The following is a 14,497-nucleotide window of genomic DNA, read 5'->3' as shown; positions in this document are numbered from 1 at the left end:
TCAGCTCGCCTTCTTGGCGGCCGGCTTCTTCTTCGCAGCCTTCTTCGCCGGCGTCTTCTTAGCAGCGGTCTTCTTCGCGGGCGTCTTCGTGGCGGCGGCCTTCGTGGGGGCGGTCTTCTTCGTCGCCGGCTCCTCGCCGCGCGAGCTCTTCGCCGCCTCGACCGAGCGCTGGAGGGCCGCGAGCAGGTCGACGACCTCGCCGGAGGACTTCGTCGAGGTGGGGGTGCGCTTGATCTCGCCGCCCTCGATCTTGGCCTTGACCATCGCCTTGACCGCCCCGGCGTAGTCGTCCTCGAAGTCGGAGGCGTCGAAGTCGCCGGCCAGGGTCTCGACCAGCATCGTGGCCATCTTCGTCTCGGAGTCCTTGACGTCGCCGGGCTCGACGGAGAAGTCGGGCGTGCGGACCTCGTCGGGCCACATCATGGTCTGGAGCACGATCACGTCGTCGCGCACGCGCAGCACCGCGATCGAGGTCCGCTGCCGCAGGGCGACGGTGACCACGGCCATCCGGTCGGCCTCGACCAGGGCCTGGCGGAGCAGGGCGTACGGCTTGGCCCCGCTCTTCTCCGGCTCCAGGTAGTAGGACTTCTCGAAGAGCATCGGGTCGATCTGGTCGCTGGGGACGAACTTCTCGACCGCGATCTCGCGGGAGCTGGTCGAGGGCAGCGACTCGAGGTCGTCCTCGTCGAGGACGACCATCTCGCCGTCCTCGGTCTCGAAGCCCTTGGCGATCTCGGAGTACGGCACCTCCTCGCCGTCGACCGAGCAGACCCGCTGGTAGCGGATCCGGCCCCCGTCGGAGGCGTGGACCTGCCGGAAGGAGACGTCGTGGCTCTCCGTGGCGGCGTACAGCTTGACCGGCACGCTGACCAGCCCGAAGGAGACCGCGCCCTTCCAGATCGCCCGCATGGGGTCAAGGATGACCCCATGCGCCCCATGCTCGCCACCCCGACCACGGAGGTGCCCTCCGGCGAGCGGTGGGCCCACGAGGTGAAGTGGGACGGTGTCCGGGTCCTCGCGCGCGGCGACGCCGGCCTCGGCGACGCCGTCCGGATGACCAGCCGCAACGACAACGAGGTCACCGTGGCCTGGCCGGACCTCTCGGTGAGCCCGATGCCGGGCCGCGACCTGCTGGTCGACGGCGAGGTGATCGCGCTGAACGAGCGTGGGCTGCCCGACTTCCGCACCCTGCAGGAGCGGATGCACGTGCGCCGCGCGACCACGGCGGCCGCGCTGGCCGACCGCGTGCCGGCCACGTTCATGGTCTTCGACCTGCTCGCCCTCGACGGCGACGACCTCACGGGGCTGGCCTGGGCCGAGCGTCGCGCGCGCCTGGAGGACCTCGCCGGCCCGGACGGGCTCGGTGCCACCGGGTGGCAGGTGCCGGCGGCCTACGACGACGGGGCGATGCTGATGGAGGCCACCCGCACCCAGGGCCTGGAGGGCGTGGTGAGCAAGCGCCGCGACTCCCGCTACGCCTTCGAGCGGCGCAGCCCGCACTGGCTGAAGCGGGCGCACCGGCACCGGGGCTCGTACGTCGTCGGGGGCTGGCGCCCGCAGGAGGGCAGCGGCGCCGACGGCCCGCTGGCCGCCCTGCTGGTCGGCGAGCCGACCCCGGACGGGCTGTCCTACCGCGGGCGGGTGGGCAGCGGGATCAGCGGGCGGCGGAGCGCGGAGCTCGCCGCGCTGGTGGCCCCGCTGGCGCGCTCGACCAGCCCGTTCGACGACGAGGTGCCCCGCGTCGACGCCCGCGGCACGCACTGGGTCGACCCGGTGCTGGTGGTCGACCTCGACACCCACGGCGCCGGGTACGCCCGGCTCCGGCAGCCTTCGTTCCAAGGGGTGCGCACCGACCTCGGCCCCGACGACCTGGCCGCTGACGACCGGGCCGGGCAGTCGTGAGCCCGCGCGCCACCGACCCTCCCCGCGAGGAGGTCCGGGTCGAGGTCGACGGGCGGACGCTGACCCTGAGCAGCCTCGACAAGGTGATGTACCCGGTCACCGGCTTCACCAAGGGCGAGGTGCTGAACTACTACGCGCAGGTCGCGCCGGTGATGCTGCCGCACCTGCGCGACCGGGCCGTGACCCGGATCCGGTGGCCGCACGGCGTGGGCCACGAGAGCTTCTACGAGAAGAACGTGCCGCGCGGTGCCCCGTCCTGGGTGCGGACGGTGACGGTGCCGACCTCCGGGTCCCGCGGGGCCTCCCGTCACGGCGACACCCTCGTCTTCCCGGTGGTCGACGACCTCGCCACGCTGACCTGGATGGCGAACCTGGCGGCGCTGGAGCTGCACGTGCACCAGTGGCGGGTCGGGCGCAACGGCCGCCCGCGCAACGCCGACCGCCTGGTGATCGACCTGGACCCCGGGGAGCCCGCCGGGCTGGGGGAGTGCTGCCGGGTGGCGCTCCTGGTCGCCGAGGCCCTGGCCGGCCACGACCTCGCCGTGCGGCCCGTGCTCAGCGGGAGCAAGGGCCTGCACCTCTACGCCGACCTGCCGTCGCGCCGTCCCTCGGACGCGGTGACGGCGCTGGCCAAGGAGGTCGCCGACGACCTGGCCGCCGCGCACCCACGGCTGGTGACCGCGACGATGACCAAGGCCCGACGCGGCGGGAAGGTCTTCCTGGACTGGTCGCAGAACGCCGCGTCGAAGACCACGGTCGCGCCCTACTCGCTGCGCGGTCGCGACCGGCCCCGGGTGGCCGCGCCGGTCACCTGGGCCGAGGTCGAGGCCGGCGCCGAGGACCCGTTGGCCCTGGACCAGCTGGGTCCCGACGAGGTGCTGGCGCGGGTCGCCGACCACGGCGACCTCCTGGCCCGGTGACGGTGACATTGACGGTGACGGTGACGGCGGCCGACGCTGTTACCGAACCGTGTCTCGCCGTAGGGACTTCGTGTCGTGGACGAGTCCGGAACGAGGTGCGCGGGGGTCACGGGGGGCCTAGCCTGAGCAGGTCTGCCCCGGGGGGAGTGCGGACCACCTCGCCCACCCCGACCCGGAGCAGTGTCCGATGGAGCTCGCGCCCGTCCCTCGCCGTCGCCCGTGGTCCTGGGGTGCCCGGACGACGCTGACGGTGCTGGTGATCGCGCCGGTGTTCCTGCTGGTGCTGGTGCCGGCCGCCTTCGGGCTGGAGCGCTACGTGATGACCTCCCACGCCGGCGACGCGCCTCGTGGCTCGGTCGTGCTGGCCCGTGTTGTGCCGCTCGGGGACCTCGAGGAGGGCGACGTCGTCACCTTCGCGCGTGCCGGCACCAGCGGACTGGTGTCGGGTGCCGTGGTCGAGGCGGGCACCGCGGGCGTCGCTGTCCGTGTCGACGACGACGAGCTCCCGATCGGCGACCGCACCACCGTGGCCCGGCTCGTCCTGGCCGTCCCGCTGGTCGGCTACCCCTTCCTGGGAGGCGTCTACACCCCGGCGCTGGCGCTGGTGGCGCTGCTCGGCGGGCTCGCGCTCTGCGTGGTGTTCCTCCGCGACTCCTGGCGGGCCCCGGCACCCCGCAGGGACGTGGGGATGCCCGCCTGGACGCCCCACTGGGCCGAGCAGGGCTGATTCGTCCTCCGGGAGGGCGCACCGCCGGTACGCTCCCCACCTATGAGCGCAGCGCGTGTCCTGGTCGTCGAGGACGAGGAGGACATCGCCTTCCCCCTCGTCCGGACGCTGGAGCGCGAAGGGTACGACGTCACCTGGGTCGACAGCGGCGAGAAGGCCCTCGAGGAGCTCCGCACGAACGCGGCCGAGGTCGTCATCCTGGACCTGGGTCTGCCGGACATGGACGGCCTCGAGGTGTGTCGCAAGGCCCGGGAGCTCGCCTTCGAGGGCGCGATCATGATCGTCACCGCCCGCGCCGGTGAGCTCGACCGCGTGGTGGGCCTCGACTACGGCGCCGACGACTACCTCGCCAAGCCCTTCGGCCTGGCCGAGCTGCAGGCACGCGTACGGGCGCTGCTGCGCCGCACCAGCACCGGTCCGACCCCGGTGGTGGTCGTCGACGGGCTCCGGATGGACGCCGGCGCCCGCCGCGTCTTCTACCGCGAGGCCGAGGTCCCCCTGACCGGCAAGGAGTTCGACGTCCTCGAGGTCCTCCTGACCAACCGCGACAAGGTGGTCTCCCGCGACAAGTTGATGGCCGACGTGTGGGACGAGAACTGGTACGGCTCGACGAAGACCCTCGACGTCACGATCGGTCGGCTGCGGCAGAAGCTGGAGCAGGTCAAGGTGCCCGAACGGGTCGTGGCCGTGCGCGGGGTCGGCTTCCGCCTGGAGGGCAGCGGACACGATGTCTAGGAGGACCGGGGCGTGACCCGACGGCTCGTCCTCGGCTTCGTCGCCCTCGTCCTGCTGCTGGTCGCCGTCCTCGGCTTCGTCCGCAACGTCAACCTGCTCGCGAACCTGCGCGCCCACGACGCCGGGCACGCCACCTCCCAGGCCCGGCTCCTGCTGGGCCTGGTGCAGTCCGCCGACGCCGCCGGCAGCCCGATCGACTCGGCGGCGCTCGCCGACGCGGTCGACGACAGCGAGCGCTTCGAGGTGCGCCGGGGCGGCGTCCTGGACGCGGTAGCGACCGGCCCGGAGTTCGAGGGCGGCGAGGGGCGGTACCGGCCCGTCGTGGCGTCGGCCTCCTCCGGGGACCTCACCGTCCGGGTGGTGGAGTCCGCCGCGGGCTGGCGGGCGGTGCTGGCCGTCGACTCCGCGCCGCTGACGGCGACCCTCCTGCTCGCCGTCCTGGGTGCGGCCGCCGCCGGGTGGCTGATGGCCCGGTGGTTCGCGCGCCCCTTCACGCGCCTGGCGGCGGCGGCGGCCATGCTCGGCCGCGGTCGCTTCGACCTGGACCTGCCGCGGTCCCGGGTGCCGGAGGCGCGGGCGGTGGCCGCCGCGCTCGAGGCCAGCGCCGCGGCGCTGCGCGACAGGATGGGTCGGGAGCAGCAGTTCTCGGTGCACGCCTCCCACGTCCTGCGGACCCCGCTGACCAGCCTGCGGCTGAGCCTCGACGAGCTCGCCCACTCCCGGCTCGACGCCGACGCCACCGACGCCACCCGTCGGTGCCAGGCCTCCGTCGACGAGCTCGACACCGTCGTGGCCGACCTGGTCGGGATGACCCGCCGCGGGGCGCTGATGTCGGGCGCGGAGGTGCCGCTGCGGGAGCTGGCCGCCTCGCTGGCCCAGCAGTGGGCCGACGGCCTGCTCGGGCTCGGCCGCGGCTTCTCCGCCGCGGTGGAGGGCGACCTGGACCTGACGCTGACACCCGGCCCGGTCGAGTTCGTCCTGGACGTGCTGCTGGAGCAGGCCCGGGACGAGGCGCGGGCCGACGGTGCGGGAGCGGGTGCCGTACGCCTGGTGCTGGTGGGAGCCGCCTCGTCCGTGGTCCGGCTAGAGGTGTCCGGGGTCCGCCCGCCGCCGCCCGAGGGCGCGGGACCGCAGGACCCCACGGACCGTCTGGAGCAGGCGAGGTCGCTCGTGCGGTCCCTAGGTGGTCGGATGGAGGGCCGACCCGGGGGGGACGGCGTCAGCGTGCTGCTGCCGCCGCGCTGACCGGGATGGTCGGGGCGCAGTCGAGCGAGGGAGACGAGATGGTGGACGACGTGGCCGACGACGTGGCAGAGGGCCCGGTGCTGGTCGAGGAGCGTGAGGGCGGCGTCCTCGTGGTCACCTTGAACCGGCCGCAGGCGAGGAACGCCGTGGACGCCGCGACCGCGCAGGCGCTGGCAGCGGCGGTGGACCGGCTCGAGGCGGGCGACCACCTGCGCGCCGGGGTGCTGACCGGGGCCGGCGGCACCTTCTGCGCGGGCATGGACCTGAAGGCGTTCCTGCGCGGGGAGACCCCGATGCTGCCCGGCCGCGGGTTCGGCGGCCTGACCGCCCGGCCGGCGCGCAAGCCGATGATCGCGGCCGTCGAGGGGTGGGCGGTGGCCGGCGGGTTCGAGCTGGTCCTGGCCTGCGACCTCGTGGTCGCGGCGCGCACGGCCCGCTTCGGCGTGCCCGAGGTCAAGCGCGGCCTCGTGGCCGCGGCCGGGGCCGCGGTGCTGCTGCCGCAGCGGATCCCGAGGGCGGTGGCGCTGGAGATGCTCTTCACCGGCGACCCGATCGACGCCGAGCGTGCCGAGGCGCTCGGCCTGGTCAACCGGGTCACCGAGGAGGGCGGCGCGCTGCTGGGCGCGCTCGAGCTGGCGGGGCGGATCGCGGTCAACGGGCCGCTGGCGGTCCGGGTGACCCAGCAGGTCGCCCGGGAGGCGGCGGACTGGACCTTCGACGAGGCGTGGGAGCGCCAGGACGAGCTCACCCGGCCCGTCTTCCTGAGCGACGACGCCCAGGAGGGGTCGGCGGCGTTCGCGGAGAAGCGGGCCCCGCGCTGGACCGGTCGCTGAGGCGACCTACCGTGGTCCGGTGACGACCGAGGACCTCGCGGGGGACCGCACCACCCCGCTGCTCGACCCGGTCTACCGCGGGGCGACCGTGGGCGCGGTCGCGCTGGTCTTCCTGGCCGCCTTCGAGGCCCTCGCGGTGGCGACCGTGATGCCGACGGTGGCCGCCGACCTCGACGGTCGGGACCTCTTCGCGGTGGCCTTCTCGGCCACGCTCGCGGCCAGCGTCGTCGGCATGGTCGCGGCCGGGTCCTGGGCCGACCGCCGCGGCGCGGTGCGGCCCCTGCTGGCCTCGGTCGCACTGTTCGCGGTCGGTCTGGTCGCGGCCGGGCTGGCGCCGACGATGACCTGGCTGGTCCTCGGCCGCTTCGCCCAGGGACTCGGCCTCGGCGGCCTGATCGTGTCGCTGTACGTCCTCGTGGCGCAGGTCTACGCCCAGGTCGACCGCCCCCGCATCCTCGGGCTGTTCGCCGCCGCGTGGGTGCTGCCCGGGCTCGTCGGGCCGTTCCTGGCCGGGGTCGTGGCCGACACCCTTGGATGGCGGTGGGTCTTCCTCGGCGTGGTCCTGGTCGCCGCCGCCGCGCTGTCGCTGCTGGTCCCGACGCTGCGGCACGTGCCGCCGCCGGAGGCCGCCGACCCCGACGCCGCGGCGGTGGCCGGGCCCGGGGGGACCGGGCGGCTCCTCCTCGCCGTGGCGGTCGCGACCGCGGTGGTGGCGCTCAACCTGGCGGGGTCGCTGTCCGGGGTGCTGCGGGCGGTGACGGCCCTGGTCGCCGTGGCCGCCGCGCTGGTCGCCGTACGCCCCCTGCTCCCGCGCGGGACCCTGCGCGCCGCGCGCGGGCTGCCGTCGGTGATCGGGCTCCGTGGGCTGGTGGCGGGCGCGTTCTTCGCCAGCGAGTCCTACCTGCCCTACCTGCTCCAGGAGCAGTACGACGCCGCGACCTGGGTCAGCGGGCTGGTGCTTACCGTGGCCACGCTCAGCTGGGCCGCGGCCTCGCAGGTGCAGGGCCGGCTGGGCGAGCGCCTGCCCGACGAGGCCGCGCTGCGGATCGGCTCGGTCCTGCTGGCGGTCGGGGTGGCGATGATCCTGGTCATCGCCACGCTGGCGCTGCCGGGCCTGCTGGTCGGCGCGGGGTGGCTGGTCGCCTCGGCCGGGATGGGCCTGATGTTCCCCCGGATCACCTCGGCGGTGCTGAAGCGGACCGCGGTGCAGGAGCGCGGCACGGCGACGTCGGCGATCACCATCAGTGACTCCGTCGGCGCGGCCGTCGCGGTCGCGGTGGTCGGGCTGGTCTTCACCGCGATCGGCACCGCCGCCGACCGCGGGGCGTTCGTGGGCGTGCTGGTGGTCGCCTTCGCGGTCTCGCTGGTGGCGGTGGCGGTGTCGCGGCGGGCCTGAGCCCTTCTGTCGGCCGGGCTCAGGACGAGCAGAGGCAGAACGGGTGCCCCGCCGGGTCGAGGAAGACCCGGAACGACGTGCCCGGCTGGTGGGCGTGCTTCGTCGCGCCGAGCTCCAGGACGGCGGCCTCGGCGGTGTCGAGGTCGTCGACCACGACGTCGAGGTGCATCTGCTGGGGCACGTCCTGGCCCGGCCAGGCGGGGGCGCGGTAGTGCTCTGCGTGCTGGAAGCAGAGGCACTGGCCGTTCTCGGCGCGCGCCTCGAACCAGCCGCCGGCGTCGTCGGCGTCCTCCACGACGGTCCAGTCGAGCATCGCGGCGTAGAAGCGGGCGAGCGTGCCGGGGTCGGCGCAGTCGAGGACGGTGGTCGGGTAGCGGGCGATGGCCATGCGCGACCGTAGGCCGGGAGCCTCACGGTCGCAACGACTTCTCGATGGCGTCGAGGGCGCGGTCGAGGGCGATGCGTTTGACGGCGCGGTGGTAGGTGGTCTCGTCGATGACTCTGGTGCCGGCGGGTCCGGTCTCTCGGTAGAGGCCGTGGGGCGTGCGCCAGTAGTGACGGTCCAGCCCGTGTTGGCGGACTGTCCAGCCGGCGTGGGTCTTGGCGCGGTGGTGGGTGCGGGTCAGGGGTGCTGCGTTGGTGTCGCGGGTCTGGCCGGGTGGCCCGTCGGGGTCGTACGGGACGGGGTGGTCCATGTCGGTGCGGCGTGAGGACCGGGTGGCGTGGGGGAAGGCCTCGACGAGGCTGCGAAGGCGGGCGCGTTCGCGGATGGACTCGGGGAACTCATAGCTGCTGGTGCTGCCTTCGGCGTGGAGGTCGATCACGGGACGGAGGCTGACGTGGGCGTGGCGTAGGAGCGCGACCACCTGGGCCAGGAGGGTGGGCCCGAGGTCCTCGACCCGCGCGACCGCGTCGGTGCCCTCGCAGGCGGCTTGGTGGAGGTGGACGTAGACCACGGCCTGGGCGGTACGGCGCCGCGGCTCGGGCCGCTGCTCCTGGTCTTCGACGGGCCCGCCTGGTGCGGTGGGGTTGTCGAGGAGGTCCAGGACGGCGGCGGGGTGGGCCAACCAGCCCAGGGCCAGGGCCCGGAGCGCCTGCTTGTCGAGGGTCCTGTCGCTGCCAGCGACGGCGTCGGCGACCAGGTCAGGGCGGGTGGCGAGGATGTCGGCGATCCGGTCGACCATGGCGTCGACCCAGACGACGTCTCCGGGCTCCATCCGGGCGAACAGGTTGCGCGAGCCGAACTTGTCGGTCCGGCTGACCGCGACGAGGCGGCGGCGGGCCTCGGCTTCCAACCTGGCGGCGTGGGCGGCCAGGTCGGCCTCGATCACCTTGGCCTCGGCGAGCTCCAGGACCCGGGACGGGGAGTCGCCGGCGATGGAGTCGGCCACCGCGGCGTCGACGATCCCGACCTGGGTCTGGTCGAGCCGGCGGGACATGGCCGCGACGCGGCGCGCGACCCAGACCTCGCAGTGACCGGCCTGGACGACCGCCCAGGTGGCCGGGAGGCGGTGACGCAGGTCGAGGGCGTCGGCCACGACCGCCCTCGCGGAGAGGGTGTGGACGCGGCGGGCGGTGGCGAGCTCGGGAAGGCAGAGCTCCTGGACCCGTGGGGTGCCGTCCCCGCCGAGGTCGACCAGGCGGTCCTCGCCGCCCCAGACGCGGGCGCTGTCCGGGCCCCTTCTGGGGTCGGCGGCGTGGAGGTCGGCCCAGTGCAGGGCCAGGAGGAGGTCCTCGACCTCGGCAGCGCGCCGGGTCTGCAGGGCTGTCTCGGTCCGGTGCAGGACGCCGGTGGCGTCGAGGTCCTCGATCGGGACCGGCAGCGTGACCGTGGTGGACATGACCTCACTATACTAGAACACATGTTCGAACGACAAGAGTCGATAAGAATCTGTGGACAGGCCGTACCGGGGTGGGTGACCCACCCGGGCGGCCTGCGTACGTTGGCGCTCATGAGCGACCACGAGACGATCAACGCGACCGACGAGCCCCACGGCACCGAGAGCACCGAGACCCCCGAGGTCCCCGCGGGCGGCACCGCCGCCGGCGCCCCGGTGAGCGGCGCCGAGATCAGCGAGGAGGCCGCGGAGAACGCGGTCGAGCCCGACGACAGCAACAGCAACTACGAGGTGGACGGGCCGCAGGGCGGCCACGCCTGACCCCACACTCGAACGACCCCTGCTCCGGCGCCGGCCGGGGCAGGGGTCGTCTGCGTCGTGTAGCGGATCAGTTGAGGGGTCGGGTGCCCTCCGGCACGCCGCCACCGGCGTGCACGGCCTCGACGAGCTCGGCCAGCGCGGTGAGCGCGACGCGCTGGGAGAGCGGGCCGTAGGAGACGCGGGCGACGCCGAGCTCCTCGAGGCGGGCCAGCGGCAGGTTGCCGGGGATCCCGATCAGCGTCAGCCGCTGCGGGCCGAGCGCGTCGACCAGGGTGGTCACCTCGTCCTCGGACAGGACGCCGGGCACGAAGACGACCGGTGCGCCCGCGGCGAGGTACGCCTGGCAGCGCTCGACGGCGTCGGCCAGCACGTCCGCGCGGGGCCGGTCGCCGGCCTTCACGAACGCGTCGGTGCGGGCGTTCAGCACGAAGTCGGGCACGCCCGCGGCCTCGGCGGCCCGCATCACCTGGGCGACCTGGTCCACGGCCTGCTCGAGCGGCTTCATCTGGTCCTCGAGGTTGGCACCCACGATGCCGGCGCCGATCGCACGACGGGCGGCCTCGGCGGCGTCGCCGTACCCGCCCTCGAGGTCGGCGGTGACCGGGAGGTCGGTGGCGGCAGCGATGCGGCCGATGGCGTCGATCATCTCGTCGAGCGGGATGTTCTCGCCGTCCTCGTAGCCGTGGGAGGCGGCGATGGAGTGGCTGGCGGTGGCCAGCGCGGCGGTGCCCTCGACGTCGGCGACGACGGTCGCGCTGATGACGTCCCAGACGTTGACGACGGTGAGCAGCGCAGGGTCGCGGTGCAGGCGGAGGAGCTCGGTGGCCTTGGCAGCGGTGTCGGTCATGCAGCGATGCTGGCACGGCCGTCCAGCTGGTCCGTGCCAGGCGTGGGGCGCACGGGACCCGAGTGACCGGTGGGTCGGTGGAACTACCCGGGTTCTCCACAGATCCGATCCTGGGACTCCCCAGCGACCCGCTCCGGTGCCTACGTTCGGTCCGGTCGGGACCGCCCGGCACGGGAGGGACGATGGCGCTGGCACAGTCCGTGCCGTACTCCGGGAACGGTGTGCGCCGCGCCGGGGGCCACGCCGCCCTGGTCGACGAGCTCGACGAGCAGGTCCGCGTGGTGGTGCGCCGCGAGGGCGTCGACCCCCAGCGCGACGCGGGCGCCGTACGCCACATCGCTGCTGAGGTGGTCCGCGCCCACGACGAGCGCAGCCTGACCGGTCGGGTCGTGCCGGTGGCCGATCCCGAGGCCATGGTCGGCGAGATCGTGGCCCGGGTCGCGGGCTTCGGTCCGCTCCAGGCCCTGCTCGACGACCCCGAGGTCGAGGAGATCTGGATCAACGACCCGAGCCGGGTCTTCATCGCCCGCCACGGTCGCCACGAGCTGACCAACCTCGTGCTCACCGCCGCCCAGGTGACCGAGCTCGTGGAGCGCATGCTGAAGAGCTCGGGTCGTCGGATCGACGTCAGCCGTCCGTTCGTGGACGCGATGCTGCCCGAGGGCCACCGCCTGCACGTGGTGCTGGAGGGGATCTCCCGGGGGTTCAGCGCGGTCAACGTCCGCAAGTTCGTGCTCCGCGCGACGCGGCTGGCCGACCTCGTCGAGCTCGGCAGCCTGACGCCCCAGGCGGCGGCGTTCCTGGACGCCTCGGTGCGGGCCGGTCTGAACGTCTTGGTCGCCGGAGGGACGCAGGCGGGCAACCCGACCAACTCTTAGGACACCCCCCGGGTCCTTGCGCGTCGAGTCCATTCGCGAGAGCGGTCAGTCTTTCGAGCGGGTGTCGCCTGGAGCGTCGTCCCCAGGCAACGCGGTTGAGTCGGTGTCAGGGTCAACAGCGCCACTGCTGGCCGGGAGCGTTGAATCCAGGTCCGGATCTACCGTCACGATCTCCATTCGTGGTTCCGGTGTCGTTCTGGAGTCCTCAAATTCTGTGAAAAGGCCGTCTAGCTTCCCGTCCTCGCGGAGCCAGTAGAACAGCGGCCACTCCCGAACGTCCTCGATGCTGAGGTCGTCAGACTTGATCAACTCTCTGATCGCAGAGACGGCCGCCTCGTCTCTCCGAAGAAGGATGTTGCGCGCAGCACGGAAACTGTCTGACAGTGCAGAGGTGTCCCATTTCTCAATTTCTTTGCGACCAGTTTCCACACCGTTCAATCGCATTCTGGCGATCCAACCATTGACTCGAAGTAGGTTTCGGTCCATGTCCTTCAGGACAGCGTCACCCGACGACTCGGAGATCTTGTCGACGGCATTGAAGTGTGACTTCAAAAGCAGTTCGAACTGCTCGTTCTGAATCCAGGTCGAGATGGCGGCCGCATTGTCTTTCTGGAACATTCTCACGCGAACCTTGTAGCCAACTAGGACTCCGAGCGTAATTAGTCGCTCTAGCGCCTCTTCGACATAATCCGGCTCAATATCTAGCGGTGAGCCCTCAGTGAGATTTTCAGTCAGACCGCTGTCGACATTGTGAAGGTACTGTCGGGTTGTCTTCGATCCGTTGTGGACGACGACGTTGCGGCGTTCGAAAATTTCCTGAGTCCTACCCCAATCATGCGCCAGTCCAGCGAGGTCGACCTCAAGCGGCTTACCCTTGAACCACTGGGTCCACGCTCGCACGCCCTTGCGACTGAACGAGTCCGCCTGCTGGAAAATGCTTTCGGCGATAGCGTCTTGTACCGTTCCGAAACCGTACAGGTCGCTGAGCGAAAAGGTCTTGCTGTCCGAGTTGTCCGCAGCTCCGGGATTGCAGAGCAGGAACGATCGGTAGACGTTTGAGACGAATACCTCGAAGGCACTCACTGCCATTGTGAGAATTGACCGCATCAGAAGAGCGGAATGTGTCGGCGTAGCGACGCCTTTCTCCAGTTCCTCTACGGCTTGCCAGAAGTAGTAGTAAATCTCCGGGTCTTCGATTTTGACTCGGTAGTTTCCGTTGCTGGCTTGCTGGAGCTCGAAGTCTGGTTGGCCGTCGATTTCATTGCCAACGTCGGACAGCTGCTCCCTTAGTTCGTCTCGGTGTTCATCTGGGACGATGGCGAATCGGTCAACCGGTTGCCAGTCGAGGGTCTTGTCCGCGGATAGATTGGTAAACGTGTGCGCCCCGCCATTTAGAATTGAGATGGTGAATGGCCACGCGGCTTTCATGGTTGCCAAGTAAGAACGCTGCTTAGTGGCGTCGATCAGCGACGCTTGTCGTGATATTGCTTTTGTCCAGCGAGGATCTTCGTCGAGAGTCATTGCCTGCGGGTGTGTGACTTCCTTGAGGCCACGTAGAGCGTGAAGGGTCTCAATGAAGGTGTGAGTCTCGCTCGTGAGGAGCTCCAGAGCCTCGGTGCGTCGCTGTTCCATAGGGGTCCCCGCTGCTTCGAGAGTTGGATGGCCAGGGTGACTCTATGCGGCACTGCGGGCCGCCCTTGACTTGATTTAGCAACAGAACTCGCTGGGGCCAGCGACCACAAGGCGGCGGCTTCTCGGGTCCGCAGGGGCCCCGCGCGGGGTGCTTCTTCCCGCGTGGGGGAGCGGGCGCCGCCGTACCGATCCGAGCCAAGCTCGGGTCGGTTTCGGTGTTTCGCTGACAGCGGCGGGTCGGGTGGGCGATGCTCCGAGCAGACGGATGACGGCGACCAAGGTCGTCTGTCAGACAAGAGATTGCGCGCGTTGGCAAACCCGCAGCGGCTGCCCCCAAGTAGGCCGCTTTAGTGACCAGGGTCAACGGCGTCCTAGAGGTGAGAACGCGGGAACAGACCGGGGGCTTCTGTCCTCGCCCGCCCTCTCTTGAAGGTCCACCTCTGTGTCGTCTGTTGTCTCAGCAACCATTCGTGAACCCGCCGTGCGGTCGGGCTGGATGTTGCTCATCTGCCCGGCCGCCCGGGAAGGTGGTGGCTGCTTCGTGCCTAAACGCCGGCGCGACTCAGGTGGTGGCGCCGGCGGTGTCCCAAACCCGGAACGTTCCCGTGCTGAGGCTGCTCGTCGCGCACGCGGTCAACTGCGGCGGTACTGCGTCGCCAACGGGCTGAACCGCTTCGGGACCCTGACGTACGCACCACCGTTCTGCACGGATCCGTCCGAGGTCCGACAGCACGCGGGGGAGTTCTTTCGCCAGCTTCGCTCTGAACTCGGCGGTGCGCCGATGCCGTACGCGTGGGTCCCGGAGTTCCATGCAGACGGCTCGCGGTTCCATCTGCACTTCGCGGTGAACCGCTACGTGAGGAAGAGTCTGGTCGCGCAGGTCTGGGGTCGGGGCATCGTCGACATGAGGCGCATCGACGACGTGCCGGTCGGTGCGGGCCGCCTTGGCGAGGCGCGTGTTGCGGCGGGGTATCTGTCGAAGTACCTGGGTAAGTCGTTCTCGGATGTTCGCATCGCGAACCGTCATCGCTATGACGTTGCCCAGGGGTTTCAGCCCGAGCGCATCCCGATCTGGGGCACATCCGCTCAGGACGTAGTGGAGAAGTCGACCGCGTACTTCGAGGGCGCGTTCCCGTCGTGGCTGTGGAACTCCTCCGAGGCCGAAGAGTGGTTCGCGCCCCCTGCGATCGCGGTGCGTTGGACATGACCTCACCGGAGTGGGA

The 14,497-nt window shown here is 71.5% G+C and carries 15 protein-coding genes; 10 read left to right on the top strand and 5 right to left on the bottom strand.

The window, feature by feature from the left end:
* A complete protein-coding gene (gene ku, locus GV155_RS14165; protein WP_160008942.1) occupies positions 1–909 on the bottom strand; it encodes a non-homologous end joining protein Ku in 909 nt (302 codons plus the stop codon).
* Positions 910–927: 18 nt separating this feature from the next.
* Between ku and ligD (GV155_RS14160) the strand changes: the two genes are divergently transcribed.
* The 7 genes from ligD (GV155_RS14160) (at position 928) to GV155_RS14130 (ending at position 7,758) form a co-directional block, all read left to right on the top strand.
* Complete coding sequence (gene ligD / locus GV155_RS14160) at positions 928–1,902, top strand: non-homologous end-joining DNA ligase (RefSeq protein ID WP_160008940.1); 975 nt, start codon at positions 928–930, stop codon at positions 1,900–1,902.
* Positions 1,899–2,822: a non-homologous end-joining DNA ligase gene (gene ligD, locus GV155_RS14155; protein WP_236554332.1), complete on the top strand. Its 924-nt coding sequence runs from the start codon at positions 1,899–1,901 to the stop codon at positions 2,820–2,822. Before ligD (GV155_RS14160) ends, ligD (GV155_RS14155) begins: the two co-directional genes overlap by 4 nt.
* A 187-nt stretch (positions 2,823–3,009) precedes the next feature.
* A complete protein-coding gene (locus tag GV155_RS14150; RefSeq protein WP_160008938.1) occupies positions 3,010–3,549 on the top strand; it encodes a hypothetical protein in 540 nt (179 codons plus the stop codon).
* 42 nt (positions 3,550–3,591) lie between these two features.
* Positions 3,592–4,284 (top strand): response regulator transcription factor, encoded by a 693-nt coding sequence (locus GV155_RS14145; RefSeq protein ID WP_160008936.1) that lies wholly within the window; start codon positions 3,592–3,594, stop codon positions 4,282–4,284.
* A 12-nt stretch (positions 4,285–4,296) separates the two neighbouring features.
* Positions 4,297–5,529, top strand: coding sequence for a histidine kinase dimerization/phospho-acceptor domain-containing protein (locus GV155_RS14140; RefSeq protein WP_160008934.1), 1,233 nt, complete (start codon positions 4,297–4,299; stop codon positions 5,527–5,529).
* A 38-nt stretch (positions 5,530–5,567) separates the two neighbouring features.
* Positions 5,568–6,362 (top strand): crotonase/enoyl-CoA hydratase family protein, encoded by a 795-nt coding sequence (locus GV155_RS14135; RefSeq protein WP_160008932.1) that lies wholly within the window; start codon positions 5,568–5,570, stop codon positions 6,360–6,362.
* 19 nt (positions 6,363–6,381) lie between these two features.
* On the top strand, positions 6,382–7,758 hold the full coding sequence (locus GV155_RS14130) for an MFS transporter (RefSeq protein ID WP_160008930.1): 1,377 nt from the start codon (positions 6,382–6,384) through the stop codon (positions 7,756–7,758).
* 19 nt (positions 7,759–7,777) lie between these two features.
* Here the strand turns inward: GV155_RS14130 and GV155_RS14125 are convergent, their stop codons facing one another.
* Both GV155_RS14125 and GV155_RS14120 read right to left on the bottom strand, forming a co-directional pair.
* Positions 7,778–8,146 (bottom strand): VOC family protein, encoded by a 369-nt coding sequence (locus GV155_RS14125; protein WP_160008928.1) that lies wholly within the window; start codon positions 8,144–8,146, stop codon positions 7,778–7,780.
* 22 nt (positions 8,147–8,168) lie between these two features.
* Positions 8,169–9,599 carry a hypothetical protein gene (locus GV155_RS14120; RefSeq protein WP_160008926.1) on the bottom strand — a complete coding sequence of 477 codons (1,431 nt, stop codon included), beginning with the start codon at positions 9,597–9,599 and terminating at the stop codon, positions 8,169–8,171.
* Between the two features lie 111 nt (positions 9,600–9,710).
* Between GV155_RS14120 and GV155_RS14115 the strand changes: the two genes are divergently transcribed.
* Positions 9,711–9,917, top strand: coding sequence for a hypothetical protein (locus GV155_RS14115; protein ID WP_160008924.1), 207 nt, complete (start codon positions 9,711–9,713; stop codon positions 9,915–9,917).
* A gap of 67 nt (positions 9,918–9,984) precedes the next feature.
* On the opposite strand, the gene GV155_RS14110 is transcribed toward GV155_RS14115, so the two are convergent.
* Positions 9,985–10,764 (bottom strand): isocitrate lyase/PEP mutase family protein, encoded by a 780-nt coding sequence (locus GV155_RS14110; protein WP_160008922.1) that lies wholly within the window; start codon positions 10,762–10,764, stop codon positions 9,985–9,987.
* 182 nt (positions 10,765–10,946) lie between these two features.
* On the opposite strand from GV155_RS14110, the gene GV155_RS14105 reads away from it, so the two are divergent.
* Positions 10,947–11,642, top strand: coding sequence for an ATPase, T2SS/T4P/T4SS family (locus tag GV155_RS14105; protein WP_160008920.1), 696 nt, complete (start codon positions 10,947–10,949; stop codon positions 11,640–11,642).
* Between the two features lie 45 nt (positions 11,643–11,687).
* Here GV155_RS14105 and GV155_RS14100 read toward each other — a convergent pair whose 3' ends face one another.
* Complete coding sequence (locus GV155_RS14100; RefSeq protein WP_160008917.1) at positions 11,688–13,274, bottom strand: hypothetical protein; 1,587 nt, start codon at positions 13,272–13,274, stop codon at positions 11,688–11,690.
* A 496-nt stretch (positions 13,275–13,770) separates the two neighbouring features.
* Between GV155_RS14100 and GV155_RS14095 the strand changes: the two genes are divergently transcribed.
* Positions 13,771–14,481, top strand: a complete 711-nt coding sequence (locus tag GV155_RS14095) for a rolling circle replication-associated protein (protein WP_160008915.1) — start codon at positions 13,771–13,773, stop codon at positions 14,479–14,481.
* The last annotated feature ends 16 nt before the right edge of the window (positions 14,482–14,497 follow it).

This window comes from Nocardioides sp. AX2bis (assembly GCF_902506435.1).
GTDB lineage: Bacteria > Actinomycetota > Actinomycetes > Propionibacteriales > Nocardioidaceae > Nocardioides.
This window is presented reverse-complemented; position numbering and strand designations above follow the sequence as displayed.

What these genes read in the sequence shown, in the direction of transcription:
- ku (WP_160008942.1), bottom strand. Translation starts at nt 909, where the DNA reads ATGCGGGCGATCTGGAAGGGCGCGGTCTCCTTCGGGCTGGTCAGCGTG.
- ligD (WP_160008940.1), top strand. Translation starts at nt 928, where the DNA reads ATGCGCCCCATGCTCGCCACCCCGACCACGGAGGTGCCCTCCGGCGAG.
- GV155_RS14150 (WP_160008938.1), top strand. Translation starts at nt 3,010, where the DNA reads ATGGAGCTCGCGCCCGTCCCTCGCCGTCGCCCGTGGTCCTGGGGTGCC.
- GV155_RS14145 (WP_160008936.1), top strand. Translation starts at nt 3,592, where the DNA reads ATGAGCGCAGCGCGTGTCCTGGTCGTCGAGGACGAGGAGGACATCGCC.
- GV155_RS14135 (WP_160008932.1), top strand. Translation starts at nt 5,568, where the DNA reads ATGGTGGACGACGTGGCCGACGACGTGGCAGAGGGCCCGGTGCTGGTC.
- GV155_RS14125 (WP_160008928.1), bottom strand. Translation starts at nt 8,146, where the DNA reads ATGGCCATCGCCCGCTACCCGACCACCGTCCTCGACTGCGCCGACCCC.
- GV155_RS14120 (WP_160008926.1), bottom strand. Translation starts at nt 9,599, where the DNA reads ATGTCCACCACGGTCACGCTGCCGGTCCCGATCGAGGACCTCGACGCC.
- GV155_RS14115 (WP_160008924.1), top strand. Translation starts at nt 9,711, where the DNA reads ATGAGCGACCACGAGACGATCAACGCGACCGACGAGCCCCACGGCACC.
- GV155_RS14110 (WP_160008922.1), bottom strand. Translation starts at nt 10,764, where the DNA reads ATGACCGACACCGCTGCCAAGGCCACCGAGCTCCTCCGCCTGCACCGC.
- GV155_RS14105 (WP_160008920.1), top strand. Translation starts at nt 10,947, where the DNA reads ATGGCGCTGGCACAGTCCGTGCCGTACTCCGGGAACGGTGTGCGCCGC.
- GV155_RS14100 (WP_160008917.1), bottom strand. Translation starts at nt 13,274, where the DNA reads ATGGAACAGCGACGCACCGAGGCTCTGGAGCTCCTCACGAGCGAGACT.
- GV155_RS14095 (WP_160008915.1), top strand. Translation starts at nt 13,771, where the DNA reads ATGTTGCTCATCTGCCCGGCCGCCCGGGAAGGTGGTGGCTGCTTCGTG.